The organism is Endozoicomonas sp. ALB032 (assembly GCF_049310125.1).
Taxonomy (GTDB): Bacteria; Pseudomonadota; Gammaproteobacteria; order Pseudomonadales; family Endozoicomonadaceae; genus Endozoicomonas_A.
In genome coordinates, this window is record NZ_JBLYNW010000001.1 from 5137494 (window position 1) to 5150908 (window position 13415).

At 47.5% G+C, this 13415-nt stretch carries 13 protein-coding genes and 1 tRNA gene; 7 read left to right on the forward strand and 7 right to left on the reverse strand.

The features are described from left to right. The first annotated feature begins 30 nt into the window (after positions 1 to 30). A complete protein-coding gene (htpG, locus tag ACO6VG_RS18720; RefSeq protein WP_422133706.1) occupies positions 31 to 1944 on the forward strand; it encodes a molecular chaperone HtpG in 1914 nt (637 codons plus the stop codon). Between the two features lie 45 nt (positions 1945 to 1989). Here the strand turns inward: htpG and ACO6VG_RS18725 are convergent, their stop codons facing one another. After that, entirely contained in the window at positions 1990 to 2406 is a 417-nt protein-coding gene (locus ACO6VG_RS18725) for a hypothetical protein (RefSeq protein ID WP_422475094.1), read from the reverse strand. A gap of 352 nt (positions 2407 to 2758) precedes the next feature. Between ACO6VG_RS18725 and ACO6VG_RS18730 the strand changes: the two genes are divergently transcribed. Genes ACO6VG_RS18730 through cyoD form a run of 4 tightly spaced genes read left to right on the forward strand, consistent with a single transcriptional unit; the run spans position 2759 to position 6567 of the window. After that, positions 2759 to 3652, forward strand: coding sequence for a COX aromatic rich motif-containing protein (locus ACO6VG_RS18730; protein WP_422137929.1), 894 nt, complete (start codon positions 2759 to 2761; stop codon positions 3650 to 3652). 3 nt (positions 3653 to 3655) lie between these two features. Then, the gene (locus tag ACO6VG_RS18735) at positions 3656 to 5656 is read left to right on the forward strand and encodes a cbb3-type cytochrome c oxidase subunit I (protein WP_422133709.1); all 2001 of its coding nucleotides are present in this window, start codon (positions 3656 to 3658) and stop codon (positions 5654 to 5656) included. Beyond that, positions 5653 to 6255: a cytochrome (ubi)quinol oxidase subunit III gene (locus ACO6VG_RS18740; protein WP_422475096.1), complete on the forward strand. Its 603-nt coding sequence runs from the start codon at positions 5653 to 5655 to the stop codon at positions 6253 to 6255. The genes ACO6VG_RS18735 and ACO6VG_RS18740 overlap by 4 nt, the downstream gene beginning before the upstream one ends. 9 nt (positions 6256 to 6264) lie before the next feature. Then, positions 6265 to 6567, forward strand: coding sequence for a cytochrome o ubiquinol oxidase subunit IV (gene cyoD, locus ACO6VG_RS18745; RefSeq protein ID WP_422133711.1), 303 nt, complete (start codon positions 6265 to 6267; stop codon positions 6565 to 6567). A gap of 26 nt (positions 6568 to 6593) precedes the next feature. On the opposite strand, the gene ACO6VG_RS18750 is transcribed toward cyoD, so the two are convergent. Beyond that, the gene (locus tag ACO6VG_RS18750) at positions 6594 to 6866 is read right to left on the reverse strand and encodes an L-serine ammonia-lyase, iron-sulfur-dependent, subunit alpha (RefSeq protein ID WP_422476307.1); all 273 of its coding nucleotides are present in this window, start codon (positions 6864 to 6866) and stop codon (positions 6594 to 6596) included. Between the two features lie 121 nt (positions 6867 to 6987). Here ACO6VG_RS18750 and ACO6VG_RS18755 point away from each other — a divergent pair. Continuing rightward, positions 6988 to 7061: transfer RNA gene (locus tag ACO6VG_RS18755), tRNA-Cys, on the forward strand. Positions 7062 to 7186: 125 nt separating this feature from the next. On the opposite strand, the gene ACO6VG_RS18760 is transcribed toward ACO6VG_RS18755, so the two are convergent. The 3 genes from ACO6VG_RS18760 to ACO6VG_RS18770 form a co-directional block, all read right to left on the reverse strand. Continuing rightward, the gene (locus tag ACO6VG_RS18760; RefSeq protein ID WP_422475098.1) at positions 7187 to 7489 is read right to left on the reverse strand and encodes a hypothetical protein; all 303 of its coding nucleotides are present in this window, start codon (positions 7487 to 7489) and stop codon (positions 7187 to 7189) included. Positions 7490 to 7933: 444 nt separating this feature from the next. Next, positions 7934 to 8425, reverse strand: a complete 492-nt coding sequence (locus tag ACO6VG_RS18765; protein ID WP_422475100.1) for an IS110 family transposase — start codon at positions 8423 to 8425, stop codon at positions 7934 to 7936. Between the two features lie 287 nt (positions 8426 to 8712). Continuing rightward, positions 8713 to 9726: an IS110 family transposase gene (locus ACO6VG_RS18770; protein WP_422475102.1), complete on the reverse strand. Its 1014-nt coding sequence runs from the start codon at positions 9724 to 9726 to the stop codon at positions 8713 to 8715. Positions 9727 to 10078: 352 nt separating this feature from the next. Between ACO6VG_RS18770 and ACO6VG_RS18775 the strand changes: the two genes are divergently transcribed. Then, positions 10079 to 10249 carry a hypothetical protein gene (locus ACO6VG_RS18775; RefSeq protein WP_422475104.1) on the forward strand — a complete coding sequence of 57 codons (171 nt, stop codon included), beginning with the start codon at positions 10079 to 10081 and terminating at the stop codon, positions 10247 to 10249. 57 nt (positions 10250 to 10306) lie between these two features. On the opposite strand, the gene ACO6VG_RS18780 is transcribed toward ACO6VG_RS18775, so the two are convergent. Together ACO6VG_RS18780 and ACO6VG_RS18785 are read right to left on the reverse strand one after the other, a co-directional pair. Further along, a complete protein-coding gene (locus tag ACO6VG_RS18780; RefSeq protein WP_422475106.1) occupies positions 10307 to 12007 on the reverse strand; it encodes a hypothetical protein in 1701 nt (566 codons plus the stop codon). Between the two features lie 346 nt (positions 12008 to 12353). Further along, positions 12354 to 13376, reverse strand: a complete 1023-nt coding sequence (locus ACO6VG_RS18785; RefSeq protein ID WP_422137932.1) for a protein DA1 — start codon at positions 13374 to 13376, stop codon at positions 12354 to 12356. Positions 13377 to 13415 lie beyond the last annotated feature (39 nt).

Genomic DNA, 13415 nt, shown 5'->3' on the forward strand with positions numbered 1-13415 from the left:
CCACTGGCAGAAAACAATGTAGAGGGCCAAATGACTGCAGAAGCCAAAAAAGAAACACTGGGTTTCCAAACCGAGGTCAAGCAACTTCTTCACCTCATGATCCACTCCCTGTACTCCAATCGCGAAATCTTTCTGCGGGAGTTGATCTCTAACGCTTCAGATGCTGCTGACAAACTGCGCTTTGAAGCGTTGCATAATGATGGTTTGCTGGAAAGTGATCCCAATCTGGATATTCGTGTTGATTTTGACAAGGAAGCAAAAACCGTTACCGTCGCTGATAACGGCATTGGTATGAACCGTGAGGATGTTATTGCTCACCTGGGTACCATTGCTAAGTCCGGCACCGCTGACTTCCTGCAACAGCTGACCGGTGACCAGAAGAAAGACTCTCAGCTGATTGGTCAGTTCGGCGTCGGTTTTTACTCTGCCTTTATTGTCGCTGATAAGGTCACCGTTGAAACCCGCAAGGCGGATGCACCGGCTGAGCAAGCCGTCCGTTGGGTATCCGACGGCTCCGGTGAATTCACCGTTGAAGGGATCAGCAAAGAAAAACGTGGCACCTCCATCATCCTGCACCTGAAGGACGATGCCGAAGAGTTTGCTGACGGCTGGCGTCTGCGCAACATTGTTCGCAAGTATTCTGACCATATCTCCATGCCAATTCTGATGGTCAAGCAAGAGATGCCTTCAGAAGAAGAGGAAAAGGAGGAAGACAAGGCGCCTGAGTGGGAAACGGTTAATACCGCAAAGGCCCTGTGGACTCGCTCCCGTTCTGATATTACTGATGAAGAGTACAAAGAGTTCTACAAACACATCAGTCATGACTTTGCTGACCCTATAAAGTGGAGTCATAACCGTGTTGAAGGCAAGCTGGAATACAACAGCCTGTTGTTCATTCCTGCCAAAGCTCCCTTCGATCTTTATAATCGTGATATGCAGAAAGGCCTGAAGCTCTACGTTCAGCGCGTATTCATCATGGATCAGGCCGATGAATTCCTGCCCATGTACCTGCGTTTCATTAAGGGTGTGGTGGATTCTAACGATCTCTCCTTGAACGTATCGCGTGAAATCCTTCAGAAAGACCCTGCTGTCGACAGCATGAAAGCCGCATTGACCAAGCGTGTTTTGGACATGCTGGAAAAAATGGCCAAGAAGGAAGAAGAGCAGTATGCAGAGTTCTGGAAAGAGTTTGGTCAGGTATTAAAAGAAGGCCCTGCTGAGGACTTCGCAAACCGTGAGAAAGTTGCCAAACTCCTGCGTTTTGCTTCTACCGAGAGCAAGGGTAGTGACCAGGACCAATCTCTGGAAGGCTATGTTTCCAGAATCAAGGAAGGTCAGGACAAGATCTACTACATCACTGCAGAAACCCACAATGCGGCGGCCAACAGTCCTCACCTGGAAGTGTTCAGGAAGAAGGGAATCGAAGTTCTTCTGCTGAGCGACCGTGTCGATGAGTGGCTGATGTCGCATCTGAACGAATTCGATGGCAAACAGTTTGCAGACATCGCACGTGGTGACCTGGATCTGGGTCAACTGGACGATGAAGGCGACAAGAAAGCCCTGGAAGAAAGTGCCAAGGAGAAAGAAGATCTGCTCAAGCGCATCAAGGATGCCCTGTTGGACCAGGTTGAAGAAGTCCGTGTAACGCACCGTCTGACGGATTCACCCGCCTGTTTGGTCGTAGGTGAACAGGATATGGGCGCCCAAATGCGTAAGATCATGGAAGCTGCGGGTCAGGCCATGCCTGAATCCAAGCCTATCTTTGAGATCAATCCTGAGCACCCTCTGATTAACCGTTTGGACCAGGAAGCAGATGAAGATCGTTTTGCTGATCTGTGTCGTGTGGTCTTTGATCAGGCCAAGCTGGCTGCAGGTGGCCAGCTGGATGATCCTGCCAGCTACGTTCAGCGTTTGAACAAACTCCTGTTAGAAATGGCAGGCTAACAAATATTGGAGCTGGAGCTTAATCTAAGTTCCAGCTCTCAACTGTCACTTGTCCAGTTTTTTCCACCCTGCCTTAAAGTCATGCCTCAATTCTGACCATCGGTTTTTGACATCGTGCCTGAACTCGTTCATCTCTTTTCTAGCTTTCAATTCAAGGCGCTTGAATTTTGAGTCCGTATTGTTCATTTTGACATCAATACTGGCCTGTTCTGCCTCATGTCTGAGTTTATTGGCGGCTTTTATAAAGTTCTCAAGTGTTAACACCTGACACAGATAGTTGCTGATAGGCTTAAACTCCAGAGCCATGTCTTCAAGAAACTCCGCCAGTATATAAAGCAGGCTGTCCAGACTGGATCTGGAGTGAACGTCCCGATTATAGGTACGACCACTGGCGGTTTGCGGAAGGTTGTCAGTCTCAGACTGATACGGTCTTCCAGATAGTTGTTGTCCTTCTACTTTCATAAACGATACCTCCCTGTTCGTTTTAATCCCTGTTTGATTGTAGAGTTTTTTAATGCTGTTTTGGTCCTGTTTCGTAAGTTAGATAACCGGTTCGTTATCATTCGGTCGGTTGATTCATAAGCGACACCTCCCTCGTACCTTTGGTCCCTCCATTCGTTTAGTCATTACAATGTTCGCACTCAGAATAGTGGAGAGGACTCCTTGAGCAGTATACGACCTTGATCGATTAGACTTAGGGCTAACTTGACAAAATTACTGCCAGTTCAGTTCATTGTTTCCAGTTTTGATCTACGCTGTATTAAGGCTGAAACGGGTTTTTCTCACCAGTTCCCTGTGACAGTGGCATTCTTTCATGAAGTCCGTCCGTACCGTATTTTTGTCAAAATGGCTGACTGTCCTGTTAGCGATTCTTCTCATTTCTGGCTGCAGCATGCAGTCATCTCCCATTCTTTATCCAAAAGGTCCGGTTGCTGAAACCGAGCGGAATCTGTTATTCCTCGCGACAGCCATCATGCTTTTTACTTTGCTGCCCGTTTACCTGATCACTTTCTGGTCATGCTGGCGTTATCGAGCCAATGGCAAAGGGGCCTATCGGCCAGACTGGCACAAATCCATTTTCGTTGAACTGTTTATCTGGGCCGGTCCACTGGTCATTATCGTTGTGATCGGTGTTCTTGTTGTGATTTACACCTACCAACTCGACCCCTACAAACCTCTGGTCAGTGATGAGAAAACGTTCAGGGTTCAGGCAGTGGCTCAGAACTGGAAGTGGCTATTTATCTACCCGGACCAGCAGGTAGCGGTAGTCAATGAACTGGCTTTTCCCAGTGACAGACCCGTTAATATTGAAATTACTTCAGACACGGTCATGACATCCTTCATTATCCCTGCGCTGGGTGGCCAAATTTATGCCATGGCCGGGATGACCACTCATCTGAACCTCAAAGCCTTCGAGCCAGGTCGTTTTACTGGAAGAAATACCCAGTTCAGTGGCCGGGGCTTTCCTCATATGGTGTTTGACGTTCAATCACTCTCTGAAAGTGACTTTACACAATGGCTTGATAACGTCAAAAAAGCAAACAAACGACTGGACTCAATGAGTTATCAGAAGCTCCTCAGGCCGGAAACAAAGTACCCGGTAGAGTACTACTCCTGGGTTGAACCGGAGCTGTTCAGTCGAATCATTGCTAAATACACCGGAGCAAGCGGTGCCTTACCCCTGCAAAAAACCGGAAGTCTGGAGTAAGCCATGTTAGGCAGATTGACCATTGATGCACTGCCGTTCTATAGCTCGGTTGCTATGGGAGGCGCTCTTGTTACCGTGATGGCTGTGCTTTTGACGGCTCTGGCCGTGACCTGGGCAGGCAAGTGGCGATATTTGTGGGAAGAATGGCTGACCAGTGTCGATCATAAGCGAATCGGGGTCATGTATATCTTGCTGGCACTGGTCATGCTTGTCCGTGGGGTTATTGAAGCCGTCATGATGCGAACCCAGCAAGCGATTGCTCTCAACAATGATGGGTATTTGCCGCCAGAGCATTTTGAGCAAATTTTTACTACCCATGGCACTATCATGATCTTTTTTATGGCCATGCCGTTTCTTACTGGCCTGATCAATATCGTTGTTCCCCAGCAGATTGGCGCCAGAGATGTGGCTTTTCCCTTCATGAATTCGGTCAGTTTATGGCTGACTGCTGCAGGTGCCGGGTTGGTGGGAATTTCCCTGGTTCTGGGCAAGTTCTCGACAGCGGGCTGGACCGGGTATCCACCTTATTCAGGTATTGGTTTCAGTCCGGGAGTTGGTGTCGATTACTGGATTTGGGCACTGCTTGTCAGTGGTGTGGGCAGTACGATGACCGGAATTAACTTTATAACGACCATTTTAAGATGCCGGGCTCCTGGCATGAAATTGATGCAGATGCCATTGTTTGTCTGGACCACACTCTGCACCAGTATTCTGATGGCGTTTGCTTTTCCTGCCCTGACCGTAGTGGCGGCTCTACTGGGGCTGGACCGGACTGTGGGGATGCACTTTTTTACCAATGAGCTGGGTGGCAATATGATGAACTTTGCCAACCTGATCTGGATCTGGGGACACCCTGAAGTCTACATTCTGATTCTGCCTGCTTTCGGTGTATTCTCTGAAGTAACCGCTGTGTTTTCCGGGAAAAGGCTGTTTGGTTATCATTCGTTAGTCTACGCCACCATGGCTATAGGACTTTTGTCGTTTACAGTATGGTTGCATCATTTCTTTACTATGGGCTCCAGTCCAAACGTCAACGCCATATTCGGTATTGCCACAATGATTATTGCTGTTCCCACAGGCGTTAAAATATTTGACTGGCTCTTTACTATGATCAGGGGGCGGATTGTTTTTCATCCCGCTATGCTGTTTACCATCGGTTTTATTATTACCTTTGTAATAGGGGGTATTACCGGAGTCTTGCTGGCAATTCCTCCGGTAGACTACCAGATGCATAACACCACCTTTTTAGTAGCGCACTTTCATAACATGCTGATACCCGGCGCCTTGTTTGGTTACTTTGCAGGCACTCAGTTCTGGTTCCCCAAGGTCTTTGGCTTCAGACTTAATGAGTTCTGGGGCAAGATGGTGTTTTCCTGCTGGTTGATCGGTTTCTATCTCGCCTTTATGCCACTCTACGCCCTTGGGCTTCTGGGTATGACAAGGAGGCTTGAACAATACACCCAGCCTGATTGGCAACCTTTTCTGCTGGTGGCTTTTGCAGGCGCATGTTTTGTACTGGTTGGCATTTACAGTGTCTTTATGCAGTTTTACGTTAGTGTCAGAGACCGTAATCAACATCGGGATCTAACCGGTGATCCATGGAATGGCAGAACTCTTGAGTGGGCCACCTCCTCACCGGCAGCACCCTATAACTTTGCTGTGATACCCAAAGTCAACTCTGTCGATGCCTTCTGGGAAATGAAAAAAAAAGGGGAAGCCTATTATTTTCCTGATCAATACAGCGCCATCATAATGCCCGCTAATACCGGAGCTGGCGTTTATATTGGTTTGTTTGGATTTTTAGTAGGGTTTGCTTTCGTCTGGTATTTATGGTGGTTGGCCATCCTCGCCATGGTCGGTGCGGTAACAGTATTGATCGTTAGAAGTTCTAATGATCATGAAGAGGAGATCTTTACATCAGAAGCTGTCATGGCCATTGAGAGCAAACGAAAGGCTCAGTTAATGTCTGCTGAAAGTCTCTCACCCAGAGGAGGGCCTGTATGAATCAGAATGCGCTCCAACAAGCCATGGCTGAACATCTTGAAGAGTACCTTGATAACCGGGAATTCGGTTTCTGGCTCTATCTGATGACGGATGCGGTTATCTTCGCGCTGCTTTTTGCAACCTATGTCAGTATGTTCAGAAATACTGCCAACGGACCTGAGCCCATTGAACTTTTCGATCTCAAACATGTCTTTCTTGAAACCGCCTGCCTGTTGATCTCCAGTGTCACATTTGGTTTTGCCTGGTTGGCAGCTATGCATAAAAAACGACCGACTGTAATGCTTTGGTTAATCATTACCCTCGTTTTTGGTGTCACTTTTGTTTCTCTGGAAATCGCCGAATTTGCAGAAATGATCGGAGAGGGGGGTGGGCCTCAAATCAGTGGTTACTTGTCGTCTTTTTTTACACTGGTTGCTACCCATGGCATCCATGTGAGCATTGCCATGCTTGGCATCCTGATGATGGTGTCGCAGGTTTTTATGAAAGGGTTGACGCCCCAGGTCTGCTCCAGGTTGTATCGCCTCGGTTTATTCTGGCATTTTCTGGATATTGTCTGGATAGGGATCTTTTCTGTCGTTTACCTACCGGTGTTCATATAGGAGGTAGCCGTGCAAGCATATGAACATAGCCTGAAGGACTATCTAGCAGGGTTCGTTCTGGCGATCGTTCTGACGGTCATCCCTTTCTGGGTCGTCTGGTCCTCAGCTTTCCCGGCCAAAATACTGTTTGCCATTATTGCACTGTGTGCCTTGATTCAGGTGCTGGTTCACTTGCGTTTTTTTTTAAACATCACCCTCAGGCGTACGGGCAGAGACTATCTGACAGCGCTGTTTTTTGCCGGAGTTCTGATTTTCATTATGGTGGGTGGGACCATCTGGATATTGTTTGATCTGAACTTCAGAATGATGTAAGTCGCAGAAGGCTGCAGCCTAAAGAGTCAAGCGACAATCGCGTTATATTCTTTCACTTTCCTGGCGTATATAGCCGAACCTCTCATTGGGGTTTCAAGATATTTGGCCCGCAGATCAAGACCGGTGCGATATATGGTTTCGATGCAGCTATCGAGTGATACCGTGTGAGTACCGTCAACAGGCATAGCCAGACGAGCAGCAGTGATTGCCTTGATAGCCGCCATACCATTTCGCTCGATGCAGGGGATCTGGACCAGGCAGATCCCACCTCTGCCTGACAGCCTGCTTCTGCGCCCGATATGTCGGGTTCAAATATTGCCTTAAAAAAGCATTGTCATTTGGCGTGTTCTCTCATAAAATACTTCAACATTTTGGAAGTTGTTGGTTTTAAAGACTTTTATCTGAAAATCGATCCATTACGGCGAGTTAGCAAAGCGGTTATGCAGTGGACTGCAACTCCATTTAGACCGGTTCGACTCCGGTACTCGCCTCCATTCTCTTTTTTAAGAATCTAATCTTTCACCCATGGCAAAATATATGGGGCTTCGATGCCGGAGCATGTCAGTTGATTATCTATTTTCCAGGCTTATGATGAGTTCAAGAGGCGTTGGCCACTAACTTAGTGGTAAAAGAAAGCAGCCCAGCGGCTTGGGAACTCTTTCCGTTCCTTGATAAATTGCAGCAGGGTTTTCAAGGGCATTAATTTCAGGGAAGCCCTGGCCTTCTTGTAGCCGAGGCCGTAAACAGGATCGTCACTGTTTTCTATTGCTGCTCTGCGGAATTCTGCGTCTTTTGTATCCTGATTTTTCAACCAGATATAAGTACCTAACCAGTTGGTTTCGCATATTCTGGACGGCGGCTTTTTCCATCCTTCTGCGTTCCAGCTCTGGTTTCGCATATTCTGGACGGCGGCTTTTTCCATCCTTCTGCGTTCCAGCTCTGGTTGCGTAGCTATGGCTACGCGCCCGTCGTTGCGCCTTGAAGGACGAAAAAATCCACTCGCCAGAATATGCGAAACCAACTGGCCAGGTACTTACTCCATCATGACACACATGCCTTCTTCAACCCCTAGGAGCCTATATGGTCCGCCCCGTTTTGCAAGAGCCTGTTTTGTTAATTAGCAAACAAAGATAACTGCAATCATATATACGGCCTATTCATGAGGTCTAACCCTCTGGCCCTGATGGGTATCCGCGCAACCTGGCCTTATCAGTCCGACGGCCTCAAGGGCCAAGACTCCTATCAGGTTTCAGGTTGCCGGTTTTTACCTGTTTGCCATCAACTGTACATGCTCATCGCAATCTGCGGGGGGGGGGCCCCTTTGATTAAGCTTATGCTTTACTTTGCCGCTGCCTCCTTTACTTCATTATGCAGCCTTGTAAACTTCATTTCGGGTCATGATGACCCAGACAATCCGAGCCATTTTATTAGCCAGACCAACGGCGGCAACGTTGTGATTGCTGCGCTCATTAAGTTGGCTAACCCATTTTTTGCAGCGGTCATCCTTATTTTTGAGGCAGTGGAGTACCGAACGTGCGCCGTGTATCAATAATGTGCGCAGGTATTTATCACCCCGTTTACTGATGCCCAGCAGGACTGACTTACCGCCTGTGGAATGCTGTCTTGGAACTAATCCCATCCATGCGGCAAGGTGTCGACCAGATTTCAAATACGTCGCATCACCAATGGCTGCCTTCAATGCTGTGGCAGTGATGGCTCCGATACCCGGCATAGTCATCATTCGACGACATTCGTCGTCGTTTTCAGCCAGCTCCTGAATTTTCTGGTCATACTGTTGAATACGCTTGTCAAGACTGGCCAACTCTTCTGATAAACCATGTAGCAGCTCACGAGTCATATATGGTCCGCCCCGTTTTGCAAGAGCCTGTTTTGTTAATTAGCAAACAAAGATAACTGCAATCATATATACGGCCTATTCATGAGGTCTAACCCTCTGGCCCTGATGGGTATCCGCGCAACCTGGCCTTATCAGTCCGACGGCCTCAAGGGCCAAGACTCCTATCAGGTTTCAGGTTGCCGGTTTTTACCTGTTTGCCATCAACTGTACATGCTCATCGCAATCTGCGGGGGGGTTCCCCTTTGATTAAGCTTATGCTTTACTTTGCCGCTGCCGCCTTTACCTCATTATGCAGCCTTGTAAACTTCATTTCGGGTCATGATGACCCAGACAATCCGAGCCATTTTATTAGCCAGACCAACGGCGGCAACGTTGTGATTGCTGCGCTCATTAAGTTGGCTAACCCATTTTTTACAGCGGTCATCCTTATTTTTGAGGCAGTGGAGTACCGAACGTGCGCCGTGTATCAATAATGTGCGCAGGTATTTATCACCCCGTTTACTGATGCCCAGCAGGACTGACTTACCGCCTGTGGAATGCTGTCTTGGAACTAATCCCAACCATGCGGCAAGGTGTCGACCAGATTTAAAATACGTCGCATCACCAACGGCTGCCTTCAATGCTGTGGCAGTGATGGCTCCGATACCCGGCATAGTCATCATTCGACGACATTCGTCGTCGTTTTCAGCCAGCTCCTGAATTTTCTGGTCATACTGTTGAATACGCTTGTCAAGACTGGCCAACTCTTCTGATAAACCATGTAGCAGCTCACGAGTCAGCGAATGGAGTCCATTTTCAGCATCTTCCAGAATTCGTGGAAGCTGTGCACGAACTTTACCAATACCCTGGGCAACCACAATACCTTCTTCCAATAGTGACCCCCGGATCTGGTTAACCAGGGCAGTTCTCTGATCAACCGCTTGTTGACGATAGCGGTGCAGAAGTTGCCAGGCCTGCTGATCTGACGTTTTAACAGGTACAAAACGCATGCTGGGCCGTGAAGCTGCTTCTGCAATCGCTTCAGCATCGTTGTAGTCATTTTTGTTGGTCTTGACATAAGGCTTGACAAATTGAGGTGAAATCAGCTTGACAGTATGCCCATAGTTCTTGAATAACCGAGCCAAATAGTGAGCACCACCACAAGCTTCCATAGCGATAATGCATGGCTCCAGATTTGCCACGTACTCCAAAAGGTTCTTCCTGGACAACTTCTTTCTGATGACTTTGCTACCCTGGTCATCAACACCAAACAGGTGAAAGTTGTTCTTGCCAATATCGATACCAAGTACTGAAATAGTCATGGGTGGTTCGCTCCGGTTAATCCTGTTTAAATGGTTAACTCCATTTTGGCTCATTTGAAGCCGTTTAGGAGGGGCGGACCATCCCATTAGACCGAGAATAGCGCCCGTCTAGGCGACCCCGTAGCGAGGACGGCAGAAAATTGAGGATGAAAATTCGGGTTTGTGAGGAGAATAGCGAGCTATTTGACGAACAAAAGCGGATTTTCAGACCAATTTGCTGCTGCCGCACGACTGCATGGATGCAGGAGCTAGAGCAACGCAGGAGCAGTTGCCGCGTAGGGCAGTCTATTCTCGGTCAGGCTCCTAGCAGGTCGCGATAGTTGTTGTAGAAGAACCAGGCATGGGTTAATTCATGGATGGCTACGGTTCGGAAATGTTCTTCTGGAAGATGCCTCTGGATCAGAATATCGTTGAACTCTCTGGCTATCACCTGACCATTGGCTGTTGTAGAGGTGCTCCATCGGGTCAGACCCAGTATCGGCCTTTCATTATGAAAGTTACTTCGGCTGGCTTAACGATTTAGACTGTAAGTCTGACAGAACGACCAGAAGGATGAGACTAAGTCTTGTCTCGATGCAGATTATAGAATCAGTAATAGAGCCAGTGTGATTATAATACCGAAACCAGTATCGACTATGGCTTTACCCACAGATGAAGTGGGTACCTTGCTGATACTCGAATCCATACTGTAACTTGAATTAATAATGGAACTTGAATTAATAATGGAACTTGAATTAATAATGGAGCTTGAATTAATAATGGAACTTGAATTAATAATGGAGCTTGAATTAATAATGGAACTTGAATTGATAACGTAGCTTGAATTAATAATGGAGCTTGAATTTGAAAAGGTACTGGATACTGCGTTGTTAACAAAAGCGTAGTTTGTCATGTTTACCGGGCAGACTTCCGAGTCGAAGTATAAATGATCTTCGAGATTGATCAGTCCGCTGCAGGCAGTCGCTGTGGAACCTTTGATGGCTGTCCAGGTGTTGATGGTCTGGTTGATGGCGTAGGGGGCAGGTGATGCCGTGACAACGGATGAGCTGGGTGTCAACCTTTCGCACTCATTTCTCAACAGGAACGGATCAGCCGCTTTCAGGCTGAATTGTTCCTCGATTTGTCGCCACGGACTGTCTCCTTGCAGGTGATTACAGGCAAAGGCCAGTTCAAGTGGTGCTTTGACGATTAAAGCGGTCGCTGTCACCTGAATCTGATTGCCTGCCAGGTTAAAAAGGGGACGTTCGGCATTGTTCTCTGTATGACCTGTAAGAACGAAGCCTCCTCTCCCTGGTGTTCGTAACCCGTGGCCATCTCGGGGTGCGAAGCCACTATTAGAGATGTTGACTTTGTTTCTGAAGATATTCACACGGGTTCCGGATCCAAGAATAAACTCAGCTGCGTCGGCCATTTTGCCCTGCAATGTGTTCCCGATAATCTCCAGTCTTTGCGACTGGTTCTTGATGGCAGGAAGATGAATAAACACCGCTTCCCCGGGAATAGCGTCGGTAATCGGCACGTTGAGGGTATCACCTATGACCGTGTTATTGGCAAACCTCAGACCCGGGCCAGATTGAGTGGGGTCAATCGATGCATCCAGAGATTCTCTGCAATCAAGATCAACTGCAGCCCATTTAGGGAGATGGAATACGTTGTTTTCGACAATCAGCCTCCGGTTAGAGCACGCAGCTAAAACAATGAAGATATCCGACCGGGCGAACTTAGGTCTACTTGGCAGGAAAGTAATATGGCTTATATGACTGTCTTTTGTTTCTCCAAAATTGAAGTTATCAGTAGCTCCAACCCAGATCATACCAAAATGACGATAATTTGGCCGAAGCGTAATGACGATTTCAAAACCTTCATCGGCAGCACCAATAATGTCCTGGCCATCCTTCAAAACTATATAATTTTCAATGCCGTACTTAACTGAGATTTTATCAGGCAGAGGGGAAGCTGTTGATGGGGAAGGTGTCATTGTAGGAGTAGCAGTGTTGGAGGAAAGCAGTATCACGGTGTTCTCAGGAATCCGGTTGATCAACTCAGCCATATCTCTTGTCTGATCGGCATTGAGCAAGGTACAGTTTCGCCCGCGAACAAGATTACTGTATTCGTCCAGTCGTTTATCAACCCCCGCTGTTTGCCCTCTGAGGGATTCACACATTACCGTTGTAGGGACTGTTGAAGCAAGAGAAGTTGTGGATTGAGCCTGAAGGCTCAAGGGTTGTAAAAGGAATACAGAAGCGATTAACTGAGCCAGATAATGTTGCTGCTTGATCATCGATTTTCCTCAACTGGATACCCCGTACTTCTAGTGCGAAGAGGAATGTTGACTTGCTGGGGTCGCCCAGACCGTTAGAGCAAGCCATCACTCTATTTTTGGTGCTTACACACCGTCCTAGCCTTGCGGCAGTAGAGTTCACCGCCTAGACAATGTTAATGGACGGTTTCTTGATAGCAGCACTGTAATTAACCCTCAATACACTGTTTTAACCACTATCCTTAGAGCTTGGGACTGGTGAAGTCGGTAGGAAGTCTAGGTGTTGTATTTATACTTATCCAATCAGACTGTGCACGGACTCCCGACAATGGTGTATAGAACGACATCTGTTTTTTTTTGTCCTGACTTAATGATAAAAGAATGCGCTCCAACGGGTAGGGAACGTTTTCCGTTCTTTGATGAATTGCAGCAGTGTTTTCAAAGGCATTAATTTCAGTGAAGCTTTGGCCTTCTGAAAACCAAGGCCGTAGACAGGATCATCGCTGTTTTCTATCGCCATTCTCCGGAATTCTGCGTCCTTTGTATCCTGACTTTTCAACCATATGTACTCCATCATGACACAGATACCTTCTTCAACTTCCAGTGGTAGGTCGCGATAGTTGTTGTAGAAGAACCAGGCATGGGTTAATTCATGGATGGCTACGGTCCGGAAATGTTCTTCTGGCAGATGTCTCTGGATCAGAATATCGTTGAACTCTCGGGCAATGACCTGACCATTGGCTTTCGTAGAGATACTCCATCGTGCCAGACCCAGTATTGGCCTTTCATTATGAAAGTTATGTCGGCTGGCTTCCCTGAGTTCATCACGACCGCACAGTGTCAGTGGGGTTTTGGATTGATGCAAATTCAATCCTACAGAGGAGAGGGCAGAGCGCATCTGCTCCATGATTCTGTCCCCTTCTTCCTGAGAAACTACACCGTGAAGATTGCAGAGGTTGCAGATCACCAGACCGTCCGGGAAAGACATGCCGCCATCGGTGATGTTTTTGCAGACTATGCGGCCGCAACTTGAACAATTGGTGTAGTCCTGATGGGTCTCGCAGAAGGTATTGCCCCAAAAATCCATCAAATATTGTTCACCGAGGGGTTTGCGGCAGACAGCACAGGGGGGATGATGCTGCTTCAGGTAGCAGTCCAGATGCCAGGGCATACCATCGTTTTCTATGTATTTATCTTTGATGGTCTTCCGGCATCCGGGGCATTTCAGGCATCTTGGATGAAAAGGACGGCCATTAAAGCCAACAAACGGTTTGTTCAAAAGCGGTTTTTTGCAGGTTCGACAGTTAAAACAATGTGTGTGCCAATGACTACCAAGGGCTTCCAGACCATTTCCGTGGATTGGCTTTCGACAGCTCTTGCAGAAATTCATGTCCTTCCCTGGCCATGTGATGCTTACTCAATAACTTTA

Excerpts from the sequence above, each read along its gene's own strand:
- htpG (WP_422133706.1), top strand. The coding sequence starts at position 31 with ATGACTGCAGAAGCCAAAAAAGAAACACTGGGTTTCCAAACCGAGGTC.
- ACO6VG_RS18725 (WP_422475094.1), bottom strand. The coding sequence starts at position 2,406 with ATGAAAGTAGAAGGACAACAACTATCTGGAAGACCGTATCAGTCTGAG.
- ACO6VG_RS18730 (WP_422137929.1), top strand. The coding sequence starts at position 2,759 with ATGAAGTCCGTCCGTACCGTATTTTTGTCAAAATGGCTGACTGTCCTG.
- ACO6VG_RS18735 (WP_422133709.1), top strand. The coding sequence starts at position 3,656 with ATGTTAGGCAGATTGACCATTGATGCACTGCCGTTCTATAGCTCGGTT.
- ACO6VG_RS18740 (WP_422475096.1), top strand. The coding sequence starts at position 5,653 with ATGAATCAGAATGCGCTCCAACAAGCCATGGCTGAACATCTTGAAGAG.
- ACO6VG_RS18760 (WP_422475098.1), bottom strand. The coding sequence starts at position 7,489 with ATGGAAAAAGCCGCCGTCCAGAATATGCGAAACCAGAGCTGGAACGCA.
- ACO6VG_RS18765 (WP_422475100.1), bottom strand. The coding sequence starts at position 8,425 with ATGACTCGTGAGCTGCTACATGGTTTATCAGAAGAGTTGGCCAGTCTT.
- ACO6VG_RS18770 (WP_422475102.1), bottom strand. The coding sequence starts at position 9,726 with ATGACTATTTCAGTACTTGGTATCGATATTGGCAAGAACAACTTTCAC.
- ACO6VG_RS18775 (WP_422475104.1), top strand. The coding sequence starts at position 10,079 with ATGGATGGCTACGGTTCGGAAATGTTCTTCTGGAAGATGCCTCTGGAT.
- ACO6VG_RS18780 (WP_422475106.1), bottom strand. The coding sequence starts at position 12,007 with ATGATCAAGCAGCAACATTATCTGGCTCAGTTAATCGCTTCTGTATTC.
- ACO6VG_RS18785 (WP_422137932.1), bottom strand. The coding sequence starts at position 13,376 with ATGAATTTCTGCAAGAGCTGTCGAAAGCCAATCCACGGAAATGGTCTG.